The following is a 24,491-nucleotide window of genomic DNA, read 5'->3' on the forward strand; positions in this document are numbered from 1 at the left end:
ATTGCCGGAGATGCCGGCATCCTCAGTGACCGCGGCAACCGCCGCAGCGGCAACCGGGGTGTCGTTGGTGCCGGTGACGGTCAACGACACCGTCGCAAGACTGCTCGCCGCAATGCCGTCGGTCGTCACATATTGGAAGCTGTCTGAGCCAGTTTGGCCATTGGCGAGACTGTTGAACACCCCGTTCTGCATATAGCTGAAAGTGCCGGTCTCAGTATCGAGCGTCGCCGTTCCACCCGCCGTGGTGGTGAACTTGATCGAGCCATTCATGACTCCATCCAGATCACCTACTCCGCCGTCGGTGATCGTGTTCGCACCTACTTTGACGGCCGCAACGTCCAGATCCCCGCCATCGAAATCCGTGTCGTTGCCAAGCACGCTAGCTAGAGAGGCTGTAACGTCCTCAGTCGCAGCACGGCTATCTGCGTTTGCGATCGACACATGGTTGGTTGTCAGGTCAACGCTAACCGGAGCGATCTTCTCGATCGCACTAACCTTCAGGTTGATGCTCTTGAACGCATAGATGGTCTGATCCGCCTGCCCCGTCTGATTGTTTTTGTGAGCCGGATACCACACGGTATTGAAGTAATTGATTTCGTCGTTAAGCGCCTGCATGAACGCGGCGTCGTTCTGTTGTTGAACGCTGACAGAAATCTTGAGAGTGTCGATCTCTGCGGTTCCGCCCGCCACCGTACCGTTGCCACCGTCGTAATTGTCGAATCCCTGAAATGTGATTCCGCTCTGCAACACCCCATTGTCATAAAGCGCGCCGCCTGTGAGAGTACCGGGCAGCGCACCTGACCCTGCAACGTATGTGCCGCCGAGCCTGTACTCATTCTGGTATGCTTTGAAGATAAGCGTATCCGCGCCCGATCCACCGAGGACGTTGTCAAAACCACTGCCTCCATCGAGCGTATCGCTCCCGGAACCGCCGTTGAGCCGATCATCTCCAGCGCCTCCGGAGAGATTGTCGTTGCCTGACCCGCCGACGTAATTGTCGTTGCCGCTGGTGCCTGTGAGGGTGGTGGTGCCGCTGGCGCTTGCCATCAAAAATACTCCAATACTTTGTTGGTACAATTCGCGCGCAACTACCGTGTCGCCTGCCTGTTCGATGAATCGGACATCGCGATCGCCGCCTGGAATCTTGCAATGATTTCCGGGGGAGGTGGGAGCGAGACGACGCCCCTGCCCGGTGCGATCAATGGCGGATCATTCGCGACAGTCGCAGACGACACGATTGGGAGGACTGAAGAAGACGATGAAGCTGAAATGTCCTTGAGGGGCGCCACAATACGGAGCCAGTCGACCCGCTCGGCACTCTTCGTAAATAAAAAGCGTTTCAATGCTCACTCCCCAACTCTGCTGACGCAGAGCAGGCGTGACTGCACCCGAAAATCAGTTCACATGAATTCAACGCTCGTCTAAACGATCGCGCTGGCGTTCGACCGAGAACGACACCGTCGCTGACGTGTTCTTCGGCTGAAGTGAAACGATTCCGACCACTGCAATGCTAACCCTGCCCGTTTTCTGCCGTTCCGCCCAAATTTCTTTGAGAATCTTGACCGCGCGCCCCCCGGGGTGATGACCAGTTCAAACGCAGCATCGATCCTGATTACGCACATTACGCACAACCTGACGAAAATTCCCGCGAACGTCCACGCGGCGGAGGAGGTACCCCGAAATAGAGAGGGAGAACTCAGCTGGCAATCGCCCCGAACGAAGTGTCCGTAATGCGTACCGGAGCCGACAGCAGACTCGAGGAGAGCCGTTTGATCCACCCACATATCTTCTTTACGTTCCCATCTTGAAGGCGTGAGAGCTCTTTTCCCATAAGGATCTGCTTAGCGAATACAGACACGCCGCGTAAAGCAAAGCGCCTCCTCCATAGACACACACATAGGCGACGATGAACGTGTCGATGCTCCAATGAAACAGAAACATAAGAGCGCTGATCAGCACCATCCCCGCAAGGGTAATGCTGGCGCGACGGGCGAGTGCCTCAAATTTTCCCGCGCCGACCAGCACAAATGCGCACGTTGTTTGTATCAGCATGAACACGAGCATTGCACAAAGTGCCGTGCGCATAGTCGGCGAGACTATTCCGCTATGGTTCAAAATAGTACCAAATATCCTTTCTCCGAACATGGAGACCGCGACAATGCCCAGGGTCATCGGCAACAAACCCAACAGGAATCCGGCCGCAGTTGCTCTACCCAATCCGAACGCATTTGCGTTATGTAGCGCGCGCGTTTGATGAGGGAGGGCCGTCTCTGCGCCAATCAGGTAGGTCACCATCGCGAAGCGCGTCACCTTATAGAACATATCGAACGCGACAATTGCCGATCCATCCCCTGTCGCGGACAGCAAGTAATACGGAAAAATGCTGATCACAAACTCGGCCGATGACAACACGACCGTCGCGCGCGCTTTCCGGAACTTGCGTCTCAGAAAAAGCAGACCCTTGAGAAACACTCCACTCCGCAATGCAAAGCCGTGTGGGCGGGCGAGCCAGACCAGAGCTGCAATCGACGTCCCCCATATGAACAAGCTCAGCGCGCCATATGCGACAAACGAAAGGCCAAAAAGCATCGCGATCGTCACCGCCAGGATCGCAACACGTCTCACCAGATCAACGCCCTCCGTCCAAACAAAGCCATCCCTGGCGTTGATGGCCGCGCGAAGCGGCATACGCGGCAAAGGACAGACAGCTCCGGCGAAAATCAGGAAGTATGCGATGCCATGATGTGCGACAGGAACAATGCCGGCAATCAACGCCACACCCAGAATTGCGACGGCGATGGCGGCAATCGCGGTGTAGATCGTCACGGTTGCTCGCACCAGGTCGTGGTCGCCCTGGTTCGCCTTACGTCTGTAAGCCTCACTCAGGTAGTGAGACCGCAGTTCAGAAAATGTCAGAACGGTAATTCCGAGATCGCATTGCACCACAAGAGCAGCGACCGCCAACAAGCCCGCAATAAATGCATACGACTCGAGGCCAACTGTTCGAATCAGCACATACGCCAGGACAAAATTCGATACCGCCGTAAGTGCGGCATTGAGCCCCTTCAGCACAAGAAGAGTTGGCCAGCTATGCATGCCGCGGCCCAGGCCCGCTAGTATTGCGCTTCTCAGGCCTCGCTTGCGAATTGCCAGTGGCGGGTGAAACCGGAATAGAGACATAGCTATCATCCGCGCCCATCGGAGCCTGGCCGGCCGCACGTTAGCGAACAAGGCGGGCGACGCCTGTTACATGACGAGCAACGCCTGCCTGTGACCATTTTCGTAGGTAAGGCCATGCGCCTTCCAGAGCTCTATCGCCTGCCCGATACGCTGCCAACGGATACAGAACTCCATAGGTAGAATTCACCTACCCATCCGAGGTACTCATCATTGCCAATTGTCCAATCAGTGGGGACGGGGGTGTAATCTTTGCCACTGGGGATTGCAGTGGCTTGGTGTAGCGGCGGCACACAGCGGTCCATTTTTGTGGTCACGGAGGCTTGTGTGACGAATTTGCTCCTGGAGAACGCGAACTCGGCTCGCGTGATCTGGTCCGAGGGAGCCTCGTCCGTCCGCGACGGCGCAGAGCCCGACGTCCAATGCACGCTGGGCCAGGTCATCGGTCGGACTGCCAGCCGGTTCCCAGACCAGCCTGCGATCGTCTCCACCAGGTTTGCGCCGCTGACGTACCGCGATCTTCAGGGCCAGTTGGACGGCATCCGCCGGCAGCTTCGTTTGGCTGGGTTCGATTGCAAGGCCCGGATCGGGGTACTCATGCCGAACGGCGCGGAGGCGGTTCTCGCCATCGTGGCAGTGGCCTGCTGCAGCATCGCGGTTCCTCTCGATCCGCGACTGTCCGAGGCGGAATTCGATCAACGTCTCGACATGCTGCGCCTGGACGCGCTTCTCGTGCCGCAAGGCCGAGGCTTTGAAGCGCGTCAGGCCGCTGAGCAGAGAAGGATTGCCGTGATCGAAGCCGCTCCGATCGGACACGGTCAGCTTGGACTGAATATCGCCGTGCAGGTCTCCAACTCCCCTGCGATCGACGCCGAGCCTGATCCGGGCTCGCCTGCCTTCATCCTGCAGACGTCGGGCACGACCGCGCAGCCAAAGCTCATTCCGTTCAGTCATAGCAATATGCTGGCGGCGGCCGCACGGCTTCAGGCCTGGTTCGGCCTCACGCCTGAGGACCGCTGCCTGAGCGTGTCGTCCCCTCACTACTCCCATGGGCTCAAAGTAACGGTCTTCACACCACTGCTGACGGGCGGCAGCATTGCTGTCCCGGCGAACTTTGCCATCGTGGCGCTCGATGAATGGCTCGATGTCCTGCGGCCGACCTGGTACTCGGCGGGTCCCACGCTCCACACTGCCGTGCTGGACAAGGCGAAAAGCCTTGAGGATGCGCAGGCGGTGCACACTCTGCGGTTCGTTGTATCGGGCGGCGCGCCACTGCCGAAGGAGGTGCAGCACGACCTGCAGCGCATCTTGGGCGTGCCGGTGCTGGAACATTATGGCTCCAGCGAAGCCGCGCAAATCGCCACCAACCAGCCGCCGCCTGGTCCAAACAGGCCGGGGACTTGCGGGCATCCTTGGCCCGATACCGTGGCCATTGTTGGTGAGGATGGACATCCCTTACCGGCTGGCGAGCGGGGTGAGGTCTGGGTTCGCGGCCCCACCGTGATATCTGGCTATCTCGATGCGCCGGAACTCAATCAAGCTGCTTTCAAAGAGGGGTGGTTTCGCACTGGCGATATCGGCAGCCTCGACAAAGACGGCTTCCTGTCGCTGCACGGGCGCCTGAGCGAACTGATCAACCGCGGCGGTGAGAAAGTCGCCCCTGCTGAGGTCGAATCCGCGCTACTGCGCCATCCCGCCATAGCCGAGGCCGCTGCTTTCGCAATCCCCCATCCACGCCTTGGCGAGGACGTCGCAGCCGCCATCGTTCCCCATCCTGGTGCGCAGGCGACACCTGCGGAGCTTCGCCAGTTCCTGCAACACGCGTTGGCCTCGTTCAAGATTCCGCGGCGCATTCTGATCCTCGACCAACTGCCAAAGGGGGCGACGGGAAAGGTTCAGCGGCGACGGCTGCGCGAGTCGCTCGACGGGCTGTCGGGTGATCAGGGCGCGATGCCCGTGCCTTTTGTGAACAAAGGGCCATTGGATCTGGAAGCTGAATTGCTGGCCCTGTGGCGGAGGCTGCTCAAGTCCGAGGCTGTGACGGTCGACGATGATTTTTTCGCCAGCGGTGGTGACTCCCTTCTAGCGATGGAAATGCTCATCGAAGTCGAGCGGCTCATCGGCCACCGCTTACCGGAAACGATTCTGTACGGGGCAGAAACCATCCGCCAACTTGCCCCAAAAATCGCCATGCAGACAGGCACCCCGGCGACGCCGTTCTTCCAGTTCGGTGCCAGTGGCGATCGGGCTCCCCTGTTCTTCTTCAATGGGAACCTCGTCAGCGGCCACTCGGGTATGCGGCGGATGGTCGAGCTTTTCGGGCCCGATTACCCGATCATTTCCATCGATCCCCATGGTCTTCGTGGGGAGCGAATTCCGCCGTCGATCGAGCAGATGGCCGCCGACCGCCTGCCGCTTGTTCTGGAGAGACAGAGCAGCGGTCCTTTCCTCCTGGGCGGCAAATGCAACGGCGCCATGGTGGCGTTTGAAACAGCCCGCCTGCTGATGGCAGCCGGCCACAAGGTTGATATGGTTGCGATGGTCGACCCGCCGACCATCAGTGCCCGTCCGGTGCCGCGGGCGATCATCGGGCTGATGAAGCCCCTGCTTCCGCTTTACCTTCTGCGCCGGGCATATGAAAAAATGGCGGAGCTGGAGCGTTACTCCAAGGCGTCGACGAGCGCGCCGATTACGACCGCCGAGCTCGAGATTCCGCCGGCGTTGTGGCACGCTTATTCAGCCGCGATGGCGCAATATCTTCCGGCACCGCTTGAGGTCCCTGTGACTTTTTACGCGGCCGAACACGACGGCCGGGCGTGGCGGCATCTCTGTTCTCAACTCGACGTGGTCGAGGTGCCATGGGGACATCATGGCTGCCTGACTGTCGGCGCTCAACAGCTGGTTGATCATCTGCGGCAAAGAATTGACGTTCTGGTTGACGGCGCGCCCTCTGCCATTGAACCGCACACGTCACCGATCGGCACTCACGGGGCGCAAATCGGTGGCCGCTTACTGGGCATCGAAACCTGAGGATCGGCAGTCGCGATCGCACCCCAAGCCGCGGTGGCATCGCCTCAAAGATCAGCGGCAGGGAGGCCATCGCGGCGCTCCCCTGTCCAGGAGGGCCGTGCTCTACTATCGCGTGCGATGTTCAGCCAACCGGTCCGGGGATCCAATAGTCGCCGGAAAGCGGCCTGACGCTTACACCATGAATTACCCCGAGCTGCAGGCTTGGATCGAAATGGCGCATCGTCCGCTCATTGAGGTCAATGATGCGGCCAGGCGTCAGTGGCCCCACGTCATTTATCTTGACGATCACCTTCTTGCCTACAGCCTCAACGAGGGCAAATTTCGGCCTCGCGCCATATCGGACCCCACCAAATTTCTGGCGCAAACTCGTTTTGATGGCAGCCGCCCAGACAGAAGGCTCATAGCGCTCGCCGGAGGCTGTGTTCGGGCCGCCCTCCCGCCATCCGGGCCGGAACGGATTGTACGTGGATGCTGCGCCAACGATCGCATCCCCAGAAGCTGCAATGACGACGGCGCTTGAATGAACTGCAGCCATTTCACTTCGAGCAACGGTAATAGAAATGGCAAGCACCACTACGACGCCGCAAATTGCGGCGCTCGAGCGAAACAACATCGTAACTCCTCGATTGATTTTCTGGATCGTTCGGTTCCCGATCCCGCAAAAAATGGTCAAGTGAACGCGGATGCGTTGACGAGCTTGCGCCGATTTCTTGCGGATTCGTGCCGACACTGGCGACGGAACCGTTGTGGGACCAGGGTGGTCCTCACAGGTGTCTTTCCCACCGACTAAGAAAGAAATTGCGTCAGCAGCATGACTGAATAGAGGCGCTTGGTGAGGGCGTGAGCAGGAGCGCGCGCCTGGCCGATGTGGCTCGGATCACAAGCAGACGTTCAAGCTGATCTATGAGCAATTCTGCTTCGGCCTCACCAGCGGACATGAGAGGCGACGGCGACACGTGATCAGGTAAGCGTCTAATCCGGATGTGAGTCAGAGAAGTTTGCCTCGGTCCATTGAGAAACGGTGAGGATGGATTGAGAGGCATCAAATAATCGGGGAATACTTCGGCCAGATTCCACTGCCGGCCCACCGCTCAGTGCGATCGAAATTTGTCTCCGTTGAAAGTCTCCTCACAACGGGCGTTTCCGCGGTTAGCTGAGTGGAGCATTCCTGTGGTCCTTGGCTGCCCTCGTATGCCAACGTCTGCCTTGCATCGTGGGCGGGCAAGCCAATTATCAGTCGCATGGGTGTCACTTCCAGAAGCGTACAGGTTGCTGCAAACTGCATATGTAATCCGCGATTCGTAGATGTCTTGAGGACCCATGAACGAGACTTTGATATCCGCCTGCATGATGTTTCTCGTTCCAGCAACGCTCTTGTTTGGCGCTTTAGGCGTCGCCAACTCGTCCTTTCTCAAGATGCTGGTCTGCTTGCTTGGCGTCGCCACGACAGGATTATGGCTTTACCGGATATGGTGGTGGACAAACCTGTCTTTGATTGATCGCAGAACGGCACTCGGTCTCGCGGGCATGTTTGCGTGCGCATGGCTAGTGACATTCCTGGTGCAGTTGAAGAATGTGTTCTCGTCGCGCTGACTGGCTTCGTTCGGTGGGGTGCATCGGCTGACAGCACCTTGGCTCACGACGTCGTCGGCGAAGACGTAACCGTCTCGGTCGACAACATCCGTTATCGCGCATCGATCCGAGCCACCGCTGCCTTGCCGAATTGCGGCTCGCTATTGGTGCCCGGCAAGGATTTGCGCGGCAGCACCGATGCCTTGCCGGAAGGCCTCGTCGAACGTGACAGCTGCAAGCTGCCATTGCTGCGACCTGCCCTGCCAATCGAGCTGCCAGTCCGAGTTCCACCGCAGCTCCTGATCGTCCCAGACGAGGCGCACGATCAGCACAACCTCTCCGCCCCGCCCGGCCACGGCTTCAGCGATCTTCGCGGGCGCGATGCCCGCAAGCGCAAGCTCATTGGCGCCGACGCCGGCCAGCGCTGCGGCATCGGGCAGCACGATGGGCATTCCCCGCTTGGCCGCGGCCGCCAGGAGGGCAGCCCGCTGCAGATCCGTCTCTTTCGAGTCGCCTGCAACCACGTATCGTCGCGCGCCCGGCTGCATCTCCACGAAGACGCCAAGCACTGGGCGGCGGGTAAGCCATGGCTTGACGCCCAGCTCGGCAAGCATGCCGTTGATGACGGCCTCGTCGAACTCGGCCGTCAGAATGAAGGAGCGGTCGCGGGTGCCCTGCTCGTCGTTCTTCGGCTTGCCGCCCTTTTCATCGCGGTAGGAAAAGTCCCAAACCAGTTTCGCAGCATCGGCCTTGTATGGGTCGAGACGCGGGTCGCCCGCGAGCCGCAGCATGCCGCTTACCTTGATGAGAACGTCTTCCAGGCACGATGCGAAGCCGAGGATACGGTTTGCCTCGCCCTGCCCCGTCACGATGGTCTGCGCGCGATAGAGTTCTGCCGGTGGAATAGCGTTTGCCGCGTTGGCGAGCCCCGGTTGCTGTGGCGTGTCGGCGGCGACGGCGGGGAGCGCAAGCAGCACTACCGCCGCGATTGCCGCCAGAAAGCAGGGAATGGAGCGTGTCGTCGCTGGATGCGTCCTCAAGGCCGAAAGCCCTCACTTGATGCTGGCAGGCGACGCAGTGCCGATCGCAGCCGTCTCCAGGCAAATTCTCCTGACAGGGTATTTTACAGGAAAACGGAAGATATTGGAGGCCGGCGACAGCTGCCTTGCAATTTCCGATTAGAGCACGAACGTGACCAGTTGATACAGCGCATAGGCCAGCTGCACGCCCAACACGGCCAAGGCTACGATCATCAAAAAGGAGCTGAAATGCATGAGGGTTGAACCAAAATGCCCTCTTGAACTGATTGTTCTCGCAAGAAGACTTCGAACAAGGATCAGTACGTCCATGCTGCCCTACAAACGTTTGGCAGTTCGAGAAGGAGGCTTCCGCCGCCGCGGAAGTAATGTCATTGCCGCGAACCTCTTCTTGGCCGGAGGTCGCTTGTTGGACGGAAGTTCACGCCTACGTGCCGTAGAAAATCTTCATCCCCCACACCACGACGACAACGGCCGACACCAGCGTGGCCGCCGTCAAGATACTTTCTAAGGAAGCGACTCTCATACTACTACTCCGCTTCCCAGCCCCGTTTGCGGTCTAGTTGATTCGTTCGGTCCGCCGCAATCGCGGGGGCGACTGTGTTGAGCGCTCGCACGGCAATTGTGGTTTGCGGGCCACATCATTCCCGTAGAATTGCGGGCGTAGCGCGTGGGATTCGAACGCCTGCTACGGTCGGGCGGCAGTCGTCATCAAGCCAGTCTCCGCCGATCGTCTCCGCAAAACGGGAACATCCGGCGACAACGCCAGAGACGATCGGCGATTTCCACCCCGGGAACGGCGAACTGGGAGTCTGGAGACGAAATCGAATGCGCGAAAAGCCGCGATGCCCGGCTCTATCTCGCGTTTCTTGGGAAGCCTCGCCGAACGCCAGAATCGCTGGCTGGGGCGGGAGGGCAGCTAGGTCGCCCGGGTCACCAAGCCGTTGAAAATACTGGATTAAATCGTTGCGACGAGCTCTCGCGTAGCAGATGTGTGTCGCATGGCGCAAGGTCGGAATAAGCTCAGCCGTGAGCGGGATATCAATCGCCTGTCGATTGGAATTCGGCTGCCCTATCGCACGCCAAATTACACCTTGCGCATCCTGTGACGCCGGTAGCCCGTACCGCGGCTGTCAAAGGCATGCGCAGTGTGGGCGCTCGTCGTGCTTACGGAATAGCTGAACGTCTCGCCGTGTGACGCAGGATATCATTTCCAGCGGTACCTCGGGCCGCATCTCGTACTATTTCATTGTCGGCATGACAAATTCCGGGCCTTGCGCGATGCTTGTCGGCCAACGGCTGGTGATCGTCTTGAGCCGCGTGTAGAAGCGAATTCCTTCCGGACCGTGCATGGAGTGATCGCCAAATAGCGAAGCCTTCCAGCCGCCGAACGAATGGAACGCCACCGGCACTGGAATCGGCACGTTGATTCCGACCATGCCGACGCGGATGCGATGCGCGAACTCCCGGGCAACGTCGCCATTCTGAGTGAAGATCGCCGTGCCGTTGCCGTACTCATTATCGTTGATCATGCGGGCTGCGGTGGCATAGTCGGGTGCCCGTACCACGGCGAGCACAGGCCCGAAGATCTCTTCCTTGTAGATCTTCATTCCTGTCGTGACGTAATCAAACAAGCTACCGCCTATGAAGTAGCCACCCTCGTTCGAACGAAAATCGCGGCCATCGACGACGAGTTTCGCCCCTTCCTCAACACCTGAATCCACGTAACCTCGGACCTTTTCGAGATGCTGTCGGGTAACCAGTGGGCCCATTTCGGATTCAACATTGAAGCCAGAGCCGACCTTGAGAGCGCGTATCTTCGGCTCCAGTTTCGAAACCAGCGCCTCGGCTGTCTTTTCGCCAATCGGAACCGCCACGGATATGGCCATGCAACGTTCGCCGGCCGAGCCGTAAGCAGCGCCCATCAGGGCATCGACCGCCTGGTCGATGTCGGCGTCCGGCATCACGACCATATGGTTCTTGGCGCCGCCAAGCGCCTGACAGCGCTTCCCGGTGCTGGTCGCCGTCGAATAGATGTAGCGGGCAATCGGTGTCGAACCGACGAAGCTGACCGCCTCCACGTCCGGGTGCAACAGCAACGCATCGACGGCTTCCTTGTCGCCGTGGACGACGTTGAACACCCCCGCCGGCAAGCCGGCCTCGGCAAGCCATTGCGCGATCAGCAGGGATGCTGAGGGATCCCGCTCCGAGGGTTTCAGCACGAAGGTATTGCCGCAGGCCAGCGCCACCGGAAACATCCACATCGGGACCATGACCGGGAAATTGAACGGCGTGATGCCGACCACGACGCCGAGCGGCTGGCGCACACCGTAGCTGTCAACCCGTGTCCCGACATTCTCGCTGACTTCGCCCTTCAGGAGCTGCGGTGCCCCGACAGCGAATTCGACAACCTCCAGTCCGCGCTGGATCTCGCCCTTGGCATCCGACAGCGTCTTTCCGTGCTCGGACGTGATCACCGCCGCCAGTTCATCGATGCGATCTTCGACGATCCGCAGGAACCGGTTGAGGATGCGGGCCCGCCGCAACGACGGTGTATCGCTCCAGTTTTCAGCCGCCGTACGCGCCGCCGCGACCGCCGCATTCACCTCCGCCGCGGTGGCGAGAGCAACTTCGCCGGTTTGCTCGCCGGTCGCCGGATTGAAAACAGGCGCGGTCCGCTCGCTACGGCCCGCAACCAGCTTGCCGTCGATATAGTGCTTGATCTGCGAAGCCATCGAATTCTCCTCACGTGCTCCGACGCTCTTTGCGCGCCTGCTGCAGACCGGGCAACGCCAAGTATTGCGGCTTCGATGTGCAGCAAATAGAGTCGCCCGATGGATTGGGACAAAGTTCGGATTTTCCTCGAAGTCGCCCGCACCGGCCAGATTCTTGGGGCCGCCAAACGCCTGAATCTCAACCACGCGACGGTTGCCCGCCAGCTCACGGCGCTTGAAAAAGACCTGAAGACGAAGTTGCTGAACCGCCAGACGACGGGCTCTTCCCTGACCCCTTCCGGGGTCGCACTTCTCGCTGCGGCGGAACGAGCGGAATCCGAGCTCCTGCGCGTGAGTGCGCAGCTCACATCCGCGGCGGACAAGCTGGCCGGCACCGTCAGAATCGGTGCGCCCGAGGGGCTCGGAAATTACTTTCTGGCGGACCGGCTTGGCGCCTTCGCTACGGCCAACCCCGATCTCGTGGTTCAGCTCGTGGCGTTGCCACGCACGTTCTCACTTGCCAAGCGCGAGGCCGATATCGTCGTCACCCTGGAGCGCCCCGAGGAAGGCCGGCTGATCTCCACCAAGCTCATCGACTATACGTTGAGCGTCTATGGGTCCGCGGACTATCTGGCGCGCAGCAAGCCGATCCGCGAGCCCGGCGATCTCGCCGATCACCTGCTGATCACCTATATCTACGATATCATCTACAGCCGCGCGCTGGATTACGCCTCGACCTTCAGCGGCTTGATCACGCGCCGCTTCGAATGCGGCAGCGTTGTCGGACAGCTCGAGGCTGTCCGCGCCGGGCATGGCGTCGGCATCCTTCACGACTACGCCGCGCAAAAATACCCCGAGCTGACGCGCATTCTGCCCGCCAGCCGCTTCACGAGAACCTACTGGCTCGTCTCTCATCCCGACACCCACGACACTAGGCCGGTTCGGGAAGTCCGCCGTTATATCGTCGGCAAGGTACGTGAAGCACGTCAGCAATTCATCGTGAAGTAATCAGCCTGCTTTTTGTGCGGGCAGGCATTGGCGCCAAGGCATGCTACGTGTCACGAAGCGGAGACGACCGCCCCAAATTTCGTGAAGAATTCTCCGGCCAGCTTCTTTGCCGTCGAATCGATCAACCGCCCGCCAAGTTGCGCCAATTTACCGCCGATCTGCGAATCGACCTCATAGTGCAGGATCGTTTCGTTAACGCCGACGGCCTCCAGCCTGATCGCAGCTCCTCCCTTGGCAAAACCCGCAACACCTCCCGAACCTTCGCCGGTGATCCGGTAACTGTTCGGGGGGTCGAGATCGCTCAGCGTGACCTTTCCCCCGAACGTAGCCTTCACGGGTCCGACCTTGATGACAACCGTCGCCGTCATAGCGGTCGGCGACGTCATCTCGAGGCTCTGACAACCAGGAATGCACTGCCTTAGAACATCCGGATCATTGAGCGCTGACCAGACCTTATCGCGCGAGGCCGGCACGCTCCGGCTGTCGTTCATCTGCATGGGATCACCTGTTTACAAGGATGCGCATCAAACCGCGCAATAACGTTCCTGGATCGCCTTGTCGGCGAGCAGCGCAGCGGAGCTGCTTTCATAGACGACCTCGCCCTGATCCATGATGATCGCGCGATCGGCGAGACGAAGCGCCCATTCCACATTCTGCTCGACCAGCAGCAGCGTGACACCCTGGTCGCGCAACCGGCGGAACAGTACGCCCATCTCCTCGACCAGCACCGGCATGATGCCTTCCGACGGCTCATCGAGCAGGATCATCTTGGGCTTGGCGATCGTGGCGCGGGCGATCGCGAGCATCTGCTGCTCACCGCCCGACATGGTTACACCCTCCTGGTCGAGGCGCTCCTTGAGGCGCGGGAAGCTTTCCGCAATTTCCTCGATCGCCTCGCGCTCGTCGATATGGTCGCGTGCGGCCACGAGGCCCAGTTGAAGATTCTCGCGCACCGTAAGCCCCGGAATGATCCGGCGTTCTTCCGGGACATAGGCAAGGCCCAATCGGAAGCGATCATGCGCGCGCAGCGACACAAGGTCCGCACCGGCGAAGCCGATGCTGCCCGTGGTCTTCGGCATCAACCCCATGATGGAGCGGATCGTGGTGGTCTTCCCGGCGCCGTTGCGACCGACCAGAGCCACGACCTCGCCCTGTTCCACCGCGAGTGAGACGCCGTGAAGCGTATGGCTCGCGCCATACCAAGCGTGCAGGTCCTTGGTTTCAAGCATAGCCATCGTTCTGTCCCAGATATACGCGACGGACTTCCGGATCCGTCTGGATGTCACGCGGCGAGCCGTCGGCGATCAGCCGCCCATGGTGCAGCACCAGGATTCGGTCGCTGAGGCCAAGGATCATCTTCATCTTGTGCTCGACCAGCAGGACCGTTCGCGCCGCAGCGAGCCTTTCCAGCAGCGCGACCATCTCCTTGGTTTCTTCCGGTCCCATGCCCGCCGTCGGCTCGTCCAGCAACAGCACCTCGGGGTCGGAGATCAGCGCGATTGCGATTTCGAGGGCGCGTTGCTGACCATGTGCCAGAAACTTGGCAATCTCGTCGCGCTTGGCGACCAGACCAACGGATTCGAGCGCCGCATCGGCTCGGACGTCCAGCTCGGAGAATCGTTTCCGATTGGTCCAGATGTTGTAGCGGGAACGGCTTGCCTGGGCCGCAACCCGTACATTTTCGTGCACGGAGAGGTCGGGAAAGATGTTGGTAATCTGATACGAGCGCGCGATACCCCGGTGCACGAATTCGTGCTGCCGCGTTCCCTTCAGGTCCTGGCCCTTGAAGCGGATCGTTCCGCTCGACGGCGTCAGCACGCCGGACAACACATTGAATAACGTGCTCTTGCCGGCACCGTTCGGGCCGATGATCGACGTCACCCGTCCCGGATGAAATGCAGTCGTGACGCCCTGAAGCGCCACGAAGCCGCCAAACCTCACTCCGATATCGTCGACGGCGAGAAGCGGCGCGTTCATCGCATCACCCTTGCCAGAAAAGTGCCCCAGATGCCCTTGGGCAGGAACAGGACGAACAGCACGAAGATCGACCCTACGATGATCTGCCAGTGCGACGTCCACAACGAGAACACGTCCTCCATCACCAGGAAGACCAGGGCGCCGACAAAGGGCCCGAAGAAGCTGCTGGCGCCGCCCAGCAGCGTCATCATCACGATCATGCCGGAAGCATGGTAGTGCAGTGAATCCAGCGGCACGAAGGCCAGATGGAGCGCCGACATCGTGCCGCCGAGCGCGCATATCGTCCCCGACAGGGTGAAGGACAGCAGCTTGGTCCGTTCGACATTGTAGCCGCAGGTCCTGGCACGTCGCTCGTTTTCGCGGATTGCCTCGATCGCCGCGCCGAATGGCGAGTTGAGAATGCGTGAGACGATCCAGAGCGCCAACGCGGCAAACGCCATCAGCACGTAGTACTTGTTCACCGGATCCAGGAAGTTGACGTCGTAGCCGAGCAGATTGATCTTGTTCACGGTAAAGCCACGCAGCCCGTTTTCGCCACCTGTCCAGGACGACGCCTGTAGCGCGACGTAATAGACGAGCTGCGCCAAAGCGAGCGTGACCATGGAAAAGTAGATCCCGCGCGTTCGCGTCGACAGGGCACCAATCGCGAACGCCAGCAGCCCGCCACCCATGACGCCGAGCAGGACCGCCGCGTACCAGGGCACGCCGAACTGACCGATGGCGATACCGGTGATGTAGGCACCAGCGCCGACGAACGCCGCATGCCCGAACGACAGCAGGCCTGTATAGCCAAACAGAAGGTTATAACCGACGGCGACGACGCCATAGACCAGGACGTTGACGGCCAGCGCCTTCGACGGCAGCAGCCATGGCAAAAGGCAAAGCGCGATGATCGACAATGGAACGCGATAGGTCGTCACCAGCGATTTCAAGCGGGCGGGCTTTCGTACGCTTGACGACATAGGTGCGGCGAACGCCGGGGATGTCATGGTCGGTTCCCTCACGCGAGTTTTCCGAACAGGCCTTGTGGCCGGATCAAAAGGACCAACGCCATCAGCGCGAACATCACGATGGTGGCCATTTCCGGCGCGAACAGCGCGGTCATGCTGATCACGATTCCGACCACCAGACCGGCGATGATCGACCCCAGCAGCGAGCCAAGCCCGCCGATCACGGTCACGACGAAGGCTTCCGCGAGCACCAGCGCCCCCATTTCCGGATTGACGCTGCGCATCGGCCCCGACAGGACCCCGCCCAGCGAAGCCAACCCGACGCCGAGACCGAACACCAGCAACCACACCTTGCTGATATCGACGCCCAGCACCCGCATCATCGTCGGGTCGCGGGCGCCGGCACGCACGATCAGCCCGAACCTGGTCTTCTCGAGGCCCAGCCACAGCAGCAGCACCACGACAAGGACGACGCCGACGACGAAGATCCGATAGATCGGGAAGAAGCCGACGCCAAGATCGAGCACGCCGGTGAGCGACGGCGGCGTCGGGAATGGGATGCCGTCGCTGCCGAACACGATCCGCACGCCCTCCACGAGCACGTAACTGAGCCCGAAGGTGAGCAGAAGCGGGTCGTCGATCGAGCGGCCATACAGCGGGCGCACCAGGAAATACTCGATCAACATCCCGAACAGGCCGATCATGACCGGGGCGACCAGCAGCCCCCACCAGAAGCTGCCGGTCAGTGACGCAACCCACAGTCCCGCATAGGCGCCGACCATGAACAGCGCGCCGTGCGCGAAGTTCACCACGCCCAGCATGCCGAAGATGATCGACAGGCCGAGCGCGGTGAGCACGAGGATCGCGCCGAGGGCAACTCCCGAGAAGAGCTGCATCAGGATGAGTTCGGTATCCATTGGAGAGTGAGTGCTTTCGTTAGGCGGGGAAGCCAAGTTCGGTACAGCCGCGCAGCGCTTTCTCGGAGGCAGGCTCGTTGGCGACGACCTTGAACAGGTCGGCGTCGCTCTTCATGTCGGCCTTCTTCTGCGACTCGAGCACGAGGACCGACTGCACCGACTGGTGATCGCATTTCCGGTAGCTTTGCGGCCCCTTGGCCACGTCGTACTTCAGAGCCTCGAGCGCAGCGATCACCTTGTCGGTGTCGGTGCCGCCGACCACCTGCATGGCCATCAGCAACGACGACAGGCCTGTATAGCCATAGGCGCCATAGTCGGTCGGAATCGCGCCACCATTGGCGGCCCGATAGGCATCGTTGAATGCCTTTGCGCTCGGGAGCTGGCTCTCGAGGCCCCAGTAATAGTTCGCGCCACCGACGACACCCTCGAAAACCTCGGGGCCGACCGCCAGCCGCTGGTTGTGCAGGATGACCGGCACGACAATCCTCGCCTGCTGCTTCAAGCCGAAATCGACGGCCTGCTTGATCGAATTCGCCTGGTCACGACCGAAATTGCTGATGCACAGGAAGTCGGGACGCATCGAACGTAAACGCGGCATGAACGTGGAATAATCGGCCGCGCCGAACGGATGCAGGATCTCGCCAACCGTTTCGGCCCCCATCTCCGCCTGCGCCCGCTTGAAGCCACGCAGCATTTCATGGCCGTAAGCATAATCGGCGACGAGATGCGCGACCTTGGTGCCCTTCTTGAAGCTGTGCCGCGCTACTGCGCCCGCCGTCATATGCGGGTTGAGCGCCTCATGAAACGTATACTTGCTGAAATCCTTGACCTCATTGATGGTGTCGGACTGGCTGATCGAGACGTAGATGACGCCACGTGCCCGCGTCACTTCGTTGACGGCAAGTTGCACCGCGCTCGACAATGATCCAACGACCGCATGCACCTTGTCCTTCTCGATCAGCTCCAGCGTGCGGGTCGCCGCCTCGCCGCCATTGAGCTTGTCGTCACGAACCAGCAGTTCGATCTTGCGGCCGTTGATGCCGCCTTTGTCGTTGAACTGCTTGACGGCCAGTTCGGCACTCTTGACCTGATCCTTGGCCTCGGCCGCGAACGGTCCGGTAAGCGGCGTTGGAAATCCGATGCGGATGGCGTCGTCCGCCGCACGTGCGATCCACGGCATGGCGACGAGGCTGGCGCCCGCGCCCAGTCCAGCCAAGGCACGGCGCCGCGAGATACTCGTCCGCGTGATATTTCGAATGCTATCGGTCATGGTGTCCTCCAATCGAATATTTTCTTTGTTGCGTTGAGTTCGTTCTGTTTTTCCAGCTAGATGTGTCCAAGCGCCTTCAGAATTCGTGCAGGGGTCATTGGCAACTGCGCGATCGAACCGCCGAATGGTGCCATCGCGTCATTCACCGCGTTGAGTGCTGCCGCCGACGCGGCGGCGGTACCGGCCTCACCGACGCCTTTCGCGCCGAGCTGGGTGTCGAGTGTCGGTGTCTCCACATGCCCGATCTCGATGTCAGGCATCTCGACGGCCATCGGAACGAGGTAATCGGCGAGCGAGCCATTGGTGAGCTGGCCATTGTCGCCGTACGCGCATTCCTCAAAGAACGCGGCGCCGAGCCCCTGAACGACGCCTCCGCGAATCTGCTCGTCAACCAGCAGCGGATTAATGATGCGCCCGCAATCTTCCACGACCCACACTTTCAGGATGTTGACGAGGCCGGTTTCGACGTCGACCTCGAGATGGCACCCCTGCACGCCATTGGTGAAGGCAAAGGGATAGCCCTGCGGCGCGTAGTGATGGGCTACTGAAAGCTGGGCCTGGGTACCGGGCGGCAACGTGTCTGACCGGAAGTAGACGATGCGCGCGATTTCGGACAGTTCGACGCGCTGGCGCAGCGTTGCCGTTTCGACGATCCAGCCGTTCTGGAGGTCGAGATTTCCCGGCGCCTCCTGCAGAATGGCGCCCGCGACCGAAAGCACATTCGCTTTCAGCTTCCTGGCCGCCTGCAATGCGGTTTCCCCGCCTATGCCGGCTCCGCGGCATGCGTAGGTGGCACCCCCATGCGGCGTCGTTTCGGTGTCGCCGGTGATGACCTTGATGCGATTGCGGTCGACACCGAGATGTTCGGCCACGATCTGCCCGATAATCGTTTCGGTGCCCTGCCCGAGTTCCGTCACCGAAATCAAGCAGCGAACATCGCCGGACGGCGTGATCTTGATGATGGCACCGTCCTGCGAGGAAATCCGCGCACCGCCGACGCCGTAGAATGCCGGGCCGGGATTGGTGATTTCGACGAAGGTTGCGATACCGATGCCGCGATGAATGCCCTTGGTCCGAAGCTTCGCCTGCTCGGCGCGCAACCGGTCGTAATCCATCAGCTGCCGCAGCTTGGCGAGGCATGCATGGTGCGAAAGCGCTTCGAACTGGTAGCCCGTCGGCGACGTACAGGGATAGGCATCGTCGGGTATCAGGTTGCCGCTGCGAATCTCGAAAACGTCGCGCGCCGTTTTCGCGGCGATCATGTCGACGAGCCGTTCTGTGACCGTGCAGGCGATCGGATGCCCGACGGCGCGGTACTGACTCATCTGCACCTTGTTCTGGAATACCACCTGCAGATCGGCGCGGTAATTCCTGAACGTGTAAGGCGCGCCCATCAACCGGTAAACCTGATTGCCCTCGACGACGCTGGTGCGCGGATAGGCGGAGAAGGCGCCGATGGCCGTCACATCTTCCACATCCATTGCGAGAATTTTGCCGTCGGCATCAGCCGCCATGCGAGCCAGGACACGATGGTCCCTCGCATGGATGTCCGAGACAAAAGATTCGATGCGGTCCGCTACGTACTTCACCGGACGCCCCAGCATGATGCTGAGGCCGACCACGGCCATGTCCTCGTGGTACATGTGAAGCTTCATGCCGAACGAACCGCCGATATCGGGCGCAATCACCCGCACACGGGATTCTGGAATGCCGTAATGGCGCGAATAGATGTCCTGGAACTGATAGGGCGTCTGGGTGGCATGATGCACCGTCAGCTGCGGCTCGCTGGCGTCATAATCCGCGATGATCGCGCGCGGCTCCATGGTCACGGCGGTATGACGCCCGAAGTGAAATTCCTCCTCGACGATATGCGCCGCGTTGGCGAAGACGTCGTCCACCCCTCCGGTGTCGATCTTGCCGTGGAAGCAAAGATTGCTGCCCAGTTCAGGAGAGATGACAGGCGAACCAGGCGCGCGGGCGGCGTCGATATCGACGACAGCTGGAAGTTCCTCGAATTCGACATGGACCGCCTCGGCGGCATCCTCGGCCAACGCCCTTGTATCCGCTACGACGGCGACCACCGCCTGCCCCGACCACACCACCTTGTCGACCGGCAACGGCAGCTGCGGCGGCGATTTCATGCCCTTGAAATGCTCCATGGTCCCGACCCACGGCGTGCAGAGGCGTGCGAGATCTTTCCCCGTCGCGACCAACTTTACCCCGGGCATCTCGCGCGCGGCTTGCGCGTCGATCGAGACGATCCGCGCATGGGCGTAAGGGCTGCGCACATAGGCAACATGCAGCATGCGCGGCAGCACGATGTCGGTGACGTAACGGCCGCGGCCCGCCAGCAGCCGCTTGGCGTTGGGCCGCGGGACCGAGCGGCCGATGTAGGAGTTCGGACGATCGAGTGAGGTAAGTGCGTTCATGCGCTGGCTCCCTCACGCGTCTGCGCAATGGAGGCCGCGTCGCGGTCACGGGCGACGTTCTCGATCGCATCCACGATCGCTTCGTACCCGGTACAACGGCAATAATTGCCCGACAGCGCATCTCGGATCTCGTCGCGCGTGGGAATGCCGGGCTGCGACAGCAGGCTGTAAGCCGTCATCAGCATCCCCGGCGTGCAGAAACCGCATTGCAAGGCATTGCGCAGATGAAACGCATCCTGAAGATCGGCAATCGCGGCGCGTTCGGTCAGGCCTTCCACGGTCTCGATCACCGAGCCACCCGCCTGCACCGCGAACATCAAGCATGAATGCACGACCCGTCCATCGACGACGACCAGGCAAGCCCCACAAACGCCCATTTCACAGCCCGTATGGGTCCCGGTAAGCTCAAGCGTCTGGCGCAGGAAATCTGCCAGAGTGTTGCGCGGCTCAACACCGCAAGACACTCTGTTTCCATTGACCGTCATGCTGACATTGATCGGTTCGCTCACGAGTCGTGCCTCATGATCTGGCCGAGCAATCGCCCCAAAAGAACGCGTGCGAGGTGACGCTTCATCGCGGGTGGCACATGCTCATCTTCGGACGGGTCGAGGTCGCCGCCGACCAACGCCTGTGCTGCGGCCACCGCGGCCTCGTCCAATCGCTTGCCGATCAAACATTGCTCGGCCTGTCGTGCACGCAGCGGCGTGTTTCCAACGGAGAAGAACACGATGCGGGCCTGCTCGACTAGATCGCCCGCGACCTCGACCAGAATTCCGCAGCCGACAAGCGCATAGTCCCCGCGCCGACGGGCGAATTCACGAAAGGCCCATCGATGTCCCGGCCGGATCACTGGCACGTGGATGGCGACGAGCAGCTCACCGGGTTCGATGGCGGTCTGAAACAGATCGATGAAGAAGTCATCAGCGGCGACGCGGCGCGTTCCCGTGCGGCTGACGAGTTCCAGTTCGGCGCCCATCGCCAGTGTCATCGCCGGAAACTCCGACGCAGGATCGGAATGAGAGATGCTGCCGCCGATCGTGCCTCTGTTCCGGATCGCCGGATGCGCGACGTGCGGCGCCGCCGCGTGATAAAGCGGCGCGTGACGAGCGATCAACGGATCAGTCAGCACTTCGCAATGCCGGGTGAGCGCGCCGATGCGCAGCCAGTCCCCCTGCAGCTCAACGCCGCGAAGCGCCTCGATATGGGCAATGTCGATCAGCAGTTGCGGTGCTTGCAAACGCAAGGCGAGCGCCGGAACCAGACTCTGGCCACCAGCAATGTAGCTCGCATCTTCGCCCGAATCCGCGAACGCCTCGAGCGCCTCCATCACGGTGGAGGGCCGTGCGTAGCTGAATGCCCGCGCCTTCAAAGGGGAAACTCCCGGCTGTTTCATCCATCCCAAATTTGTGACCATTTGGTCTGAAATCTACATCACGCCGGTTTTTCGAAGTCAACTAAAAACGACCATTTGGTCACTATTGAGAAATAGAGTATCGATAGCGACCTCAAGGCGAACTGGAAATGGCAAAAAAAGAAGTTAAATCAACGAAGAAGCGACCACGCCGAAATATGCGGGCCGCGGATCGAGAGCGTTTCATCGTCGATGAGGCCGTGCGATTTTTTGCCGAGCAGGGATTTGGCGGACAAACGCGCGAGTTTGCCAAGCGCATGGGCATCACCCACTCCGCGATCTACCGCCACTTCCCGAGCAAAGAGGCTCTGATCGAACGGGTCTATGAAGAGATTTATCTCAGCCGATGGTCGCCATCATGGAGCGACCTCATCCGCGACCGGAGTCTGCCACTGCAGACGAGGCTGACGAGGTTCTATCTGGAGTATGTCGAGCGCGTGTTCGAATACAACTGGGTCAGGATATTCGTCTTCTCTGGAATGAAGTCTTTTGACATCACCAAACGCTATCTCGAGATCATTCGAAAAGAAATTATCGAGCCCGCCTGCTGCGAGATGCGGCACGACCTCAAACTTCCCCCGATCGATGAAGTAAAACTCTCGGAACGCGAGGTGGAAATGTTCTGGGGCTTGCATGGCCGCATCTTCTACATAGCCATCCGGCGTTTCGTCTATCAGACTCCGACACCGACGCAGCTGGATGACGTCGTCGTTGACGCCGTCAGGCTATTTCTCGAAGGCTCAAAGGCCCTGATGCCTGAGCTTGTCGCATCCAAAAGCAAACCCTGATCACGATGCGCGATTCGTTGGCGCAAGATTCCGGAAGTTGGATTCCATCGACCGGCGGAACACCGCGGATGGCCGCCGGCACCGCAGCGCGAACAGTTCAGTCTGCTGACGTTGGTCGCCGCTAGATTTTCTTGATCGCTCGGTGCACACATCGTGTACACGCCGCCTTCTATCATGGGCTAGTTTGAGCTATGTCCAGCATCCCTGGTCCAATGAAATCATGTTCACTCGGCGCTGAGAATGTCGCGGTACCTGAACGGCAAACCGCGACATGATCTCTCGCCCCTTATGATTGGAGATGAAGCCGCCCCGACGGCCGCGTCATTGCTCTTCCACTTCCTTGAAGGCCTCCCGCGCGTTTCGGAAGGCATCGATTCCCGAAGGGATGCCGCAATAGACGGCGACCTGAAGCAGGATCTCCTTGATCTCGTCTTTTGTGAGCCCATTCACGAGGGCCCCTTTTACGTGCAGCTTCAGTTCGTGGGGACGGCCCAGCGCACCGAGCATGGCCAGATTGACGATGCTGCGGGTGCGGCGGTCCAGACCCGGCCGCGTCCACAATGCACCCCAGCAGAACTCGGTCGACCATTCCGCCATCGTCCGGGTGAATTCGTCGGCGCCTGCGATGGATTTGTTGACGTAGTCCTCGCCCAGCACTTCCTTGCGAACCTTCAGGCCCTTGTCGAACAACTCAGTCATCGTTGGTTCCTTCCATTGTTTGAGAACTGTTTTTCGAGGCGGCGCGGCTCAGCCGTGCGCCCTCATCAGGCTTGAGGCGTCCGCAAGCTCGTCGAGACGCCAGACACCATCGATGATGCGATCTATGTCCCAATCAGTCCTGCCCAGCCGCGCACAATCGCGCAGTTTCGCTTCGATATCCCGATCCGATAACGGGGCGGCAAGACTGCCCTTCGCTGCCATCACGATCTCGCTGAGCGTCTCTCCCGACGTCAGGCGGATAATGACACGCGCGGCACCATCCGGAAGCGAAGCGTCAAGCTCCGCTCCCACCTTCTGGCGCAGCGACACGATTTCAGGCCGAAATACGGTCGCGTCCGCGAACTCGGTGACGCCGGCCGCCCCCAGCAGCAGCGCGCAGGCGGCGCAGTGATGAATGCTGACCCGTGCGTCGCGTTCGTTGCGAACCTGCCGGTCACCGCGCGCGAGCAGGAGCGCCGAGCCTTGCACCGTAATGGAGGCGATATCATCGATGCGCCCGTCCAGCTTCGCCCGCAAATTGAAGCAGGCGTCGATCACGGCATGAAACACGATGCCCGCAGGATAAGGCTTGTAGGTATTCTTCGCGATCTCCCAGGTCGTTCCGAGGCTGCCCGTCAATCGCCCAAGATCAGGTTCGTCTCCCATGGCGCGGGCCCACCCGAGTGGTCCTTCAATGGCCCGAGGCGATGCGGAATAGCCTTCGGCCGCAAGCAATGCTGCGAACAGACCGTTACGCGCCGCGCTGCCGACGCTGACATTCTTGGCGGCGCTCGGGAGATTCTCGATGATCCCGGCCGACTGGCTGGCGGCAATTCCGATCGCATTTGAAATCTGGTCCGCCGGAAGCCCAAGCAGCTTCGCGCAGGCTGCGGCCGCACCGAATACCCCACAGGTCGAGGTGATGTGCCAGCCGCGCGCGTAATGCCCGGGAGACACCGCGTTGCCGATGCGGCATTCGACCTCCACGCCAAGAATGAATGCCGTGAGAACGGCCCGCCCCGAAAATCCCCGCGCCTGCGCCAATGCCAGGACCGGAGCTGCGACGGGCGCCGCCGGATGAATGATGGTGTCCAGATGGGTATCATCAAAGTCGAGCAGATTGGCCGAAACCGCGTTGACGAACGACGCAGCCAGCGCATCGAGCCGCTCCGGACGGCCGATGACCGCGGATGTCGCGGCGCCGCTGAACGGCAACAACGTGCGCAACGCGGCAGTGACGGCAGGGTCATTTGCCGACCCGAGCGCGGTCGCGAAGAAGTTCAGGATCGAGCGTTTAGCCTCGTGATTTTGCGCGGCGACATCCGCCCACACCGTGTCGGCAACGAAATCGGCGAATGTCGTGCCGGCGCCTTGCGCTTCATCTTGCCGCACTGAGCAAATTCCTCGGTCCTTGTTTTTCCGACCCTATTCCGACGCAACATCGCCTGTCGACAAAAATCTTATGCTTGACAGATTGACTGACAATCTGGAAATTTGGCGAAACGCGACCGG

Annotated in this window: 19 protein-coding genes and 1 pseudogene; 4 read left to right on the plus strand and 16 right to left on the minus strand. The window is 60.5% G+C overall.

Annotated elements, in window-relative coordinates; all coding sequences use genetic code 11:
* Positions 1 to 1,047: pseudogene (locus JQ567_RS38700) on the minus strand (Ig-like domain-containing protein); the annotation flags it as partial.
* Positions 1,048 to 1,791: 744 nt separating this feature from the next.
* A complete protein-coding gene (locus JQ567_RS27520) occupies positions 1,792 to 3,180 on the minus strand; it encodes a hypothetical protein (RefSeq protein ID WP_212441721.1) in 1,389 nt (462 codons plus the stop codon).
* A 324-nt stretch (positions 3,181 to 3,504) separates the two neighbouring features.
* On the opposite strand from JQ567_RS27520, the gene JQ567_RS27525 reads away from it, so the two are divergent.
* Complete coding sequence (locus JQ567_RS27525) at positions 3,505 to 6,207, plus strand: AMP-binding protein (protein WP_312017472.1); 2,703 nt, start codon at positions 3,505 to 3,507, stop codon at positions 6,205 to 6,207.
* Between the two features lie 121 nt (positions 6,208 to 6,328).
* On the opposite strand, the gene JQ567_RS27530 is transcribed toward JQ567_RS27525, so the two are convergent.
* Positions 6,329 to 6,820, minus strand: coding sequence for a septal ring lytic transglycosylase RlpA family protein (locus JQ567_RS27530; RefSeq protein ID WP_212441722.1), 492 nt, complete (start codon positions 6,818 to 6,820; stop codon positions 6,329 to 6,331).
* A 707-nt stretch (positions 6,821 to 7,527) separates the two neighbouring features.
* Between JQ567_RS27530 and JQ567_RS27535 the strand changes: the two genes are divergently transcribed.
* Complete coding sequence (locus JQ567_RS27535; protein ID WP_212441723.1) at positions 7,528 to 7,800, plus strand: hypothetical protein; 273 nt, start codon at positions 7,528 to 7,530, stop codon at positions 7,798 to 7,800.
* Positions 7,801 to 7,940: 140 nt separating this feature from the next.
* On the opposite strand, the gene JQ567_RS27540 is transcribed toward JQ567_RS27535, so the two are convergent.
* Entirely contained in the window at positions 7,941 to 8,756 is an 816-nt protein-coding gene (locus JQ567_RS27540; protein WP_212441724.1) for a DUF2066 domain-containing protein, read from the minus strand.
* A 1,301-nt stretch (positions 8,757 to 10,057) separates the two neighbouring features.
* Entirely contained in the window at positions 10,058 to 11,551 is a 1,494-nt protein-coding gene (locus JQ567_RS27545) for a CoA-acylating methylmalonate-semialdehyde dehydrogenase (protein ID WP_212441725.1), read from the minus strand.
* 99 nt (positions 11,552 to 11,650) lie between these two features.
* On the opposite strand from JQ567_RS27545, the gene JQ567_RS27550 reads away from it, so the two are divergent.
* Positions 11,651 to 12,538 (plus strand): LysR family transcriptional regulator, encoded by an 888-nt coding sequence (locus JQ567_RS27550; protein ID WP_212441726.1) that lies wholly within the window; start codon positions 11,651 to 11,653, stop codon positions 12,536 to 12,538.
* 50 nt (positions 12,539 to 12,588) lie between these two features.
* Here the strand turns inward: JQ567_RS27550 and JQ567_RS27555 are convergent, their stop codons facing one another.
* From JQ567_RS27555 to JQ567_RS27595, 9 genes are read right to left on the minus strand one after another with little or no spacing between them, the layout of a single operon-like run.
* Entirely contained in the window at positions 12,589 to 13,035 is a 447-nt protein-coding gene (locus tag JQ567_RS27555) for a CoxG family protein (RefSeq protein WP_212441727.1), read from the minus strand.
* A gap of 27 nt (positions 13,036 to 13,062) precedes the next feature.
* Positions 13,063 to 13,767 carry an ABC transporter ATP-binding protein gene (locus tag JQ567_RS27560; protein WP_212441778.1) on the minus strand — a complete coding sequence of 235 codons (705 nt, stop codon included), beginning with the start codon at positions 13,765 to 13,767 and terminating at the stop codon, positions 13,063 to 13,065.
* Positions 13,760 to 14,515: an ABC transporter ATP-binding protein gene (locus tag JQ567_RS27565; RefSeq protein WP_212441777.1), complete on the minus strand. Its 756-nt coding sequence runs from the start codon at positions 14,513 to 14,515 to the stop codon at positions 13,760 to 13,762. Before JQ567_RS27565 ends, JQ567_RS27560 begins: the two co-directional genes overlap by 8 nt.
* The gene (locus JQ567_RS27570) at positions 14,512 to 15,477 is read right to left on the minus strand and encodes a branched-chain amino acid ABC transporter permease (RefSeq protein ID WP_249165765.1); all 966 of its coding nucleotides are present in this window, start codon (positions 15,475 to 15,477) and stop codon (positions 14,512 to 14,514) included. Before JQ567_RS27570 ends, JQ567_RS27565 begins: the two co-directional genes overlap by 4 nt.
* Positions 15,478 to 15,515: 38 nt before the next feature.
* Positions 15,516 to 16,382 (minus strand): branched-chain amino acid ABC transporter permease, encoded by an 867-nt coding sequence (locus tag JQ567_RS27575; protein WP_212441729.1) that lies wholly within the window; start codon positions 16,380 to 16,382, stop codon positions 15,516 to 15,518.
* Positions 16,383 to 16,401: 19 nt separating this feature from the next.
* On the minus strand, positions 16,402 to 17,652 hold the full coding sequence (locus JQ567_RS27580; protein ID WP_212441730.1) for an ABC transporter substrate-binding protein: 1,251 nt from the start codon (positions 17,650 to 17,652) through the stop codon (positions 16,402 to 16,404).
* Positions 17,653 to 17,708: 56 nt separating this feature from the next.
* The gene (locus JQ567_RS27585) at positions 17,709 to 20,081 is read right to left on the minus strand and encodes a xanthine dehydrogenase family protein molybdopterin-binding subunit (protein WP_212441731.1); all 2,373 of its coding nucleotides are present in this window, start codon (positions 20,079 to 20,081) and stop codon (positions 17,709 to 17,711) included.
* The gene (locus tag JQ567_RS27590) at positions 20,078 to 20,566 is read right to left on the minus strand and encodes a (2Fe-2S)-binding protein (protein WP_212441779.1); all 489 of its coding nucleotides are present in this window, start codon (positions 20,564 to 20,566) and stop codon (positions 20,078 to 20,080) included. Before JQ567_RS27590 ends, JQ567_RS27585 begins: the two co-directional genes overlap by 4 nt.
* A 20-nt stretch (positions 20,567 to 20,586) precedes the next feature.
* Positions 20,587 to 21,450, minus strand: a complete 864-nt coding sequence (locus JQ567_RS27595) for a xanthine dehydrogenase family protein subunit M (RefSeq protein WP_212441732.1) — start codon at positions 21,448 to 21,450, stop codon at positions 20,587 to 20,589.
* Between the two features lie 200 nt (positions 21,451 to 21,650).
* On the opposite strand from JQ567_RS27595, the gene JQ567_RS27600 reads away from it, so the two are divergent.
* Positions 21,651 to 22,280: a TetR/AcrR family transcriptional regulator gene (locus JQ567_RS27600; RefSeq protein WP_212441780.1), complete on the plus strand. Its 630-nt coding sequence runs from the start codon at positions 21,651 to 21,653 to the stop codon at positions 22,278 to 22,280.
* A 321-nt stretch (positions 22,281 to 22,601) separates the two neighbouring features.
* Here the strand turns inward: JQ567_RS27600 and JQ567_RS27605 are convergent, their stop codons facing one another.
* Both JQ567_RS27605 and JQ567_RS38930 read right to left on the minus strand, forming a co-directional pair.
* Positions 22,602 to 22,979, minus strand: a complete 378-nt coding sequence (locus JQ567_RS27605; protein ID WP_192734580.1) for a carboxymuconolactone decarboxylase family protein — start codon at positions 22,977 to 22,979, stop codon at positions 22,602 to 22,604.
* 48 nt (positions 22,980 to 23,027) lie between these two features.
* Positions 23,028 to 24,371: an MmgE/PrpD family protein gene (locus tag JQ567_RS38930; protein ID WP_212441733.1), complete on the minus strand. Its 1,344-nt coding sequence runs from the start codon at positions 24,369 to 24,371 to the stop codon at positions 23,028 to 23,030.
* Positions 24,372 to 24,491: the final 120 nt, after the last annotated feature.

The organism is Bradyrhizobium sp. AUGA SZCCT0431 (assembly GCF_018131065.1).
Lineage (GTDB): Bacteria > Pseudomonadota > Alphaproteobacteria > Rhizobiales > Xanthobacteraceae > Bradyrhizobium.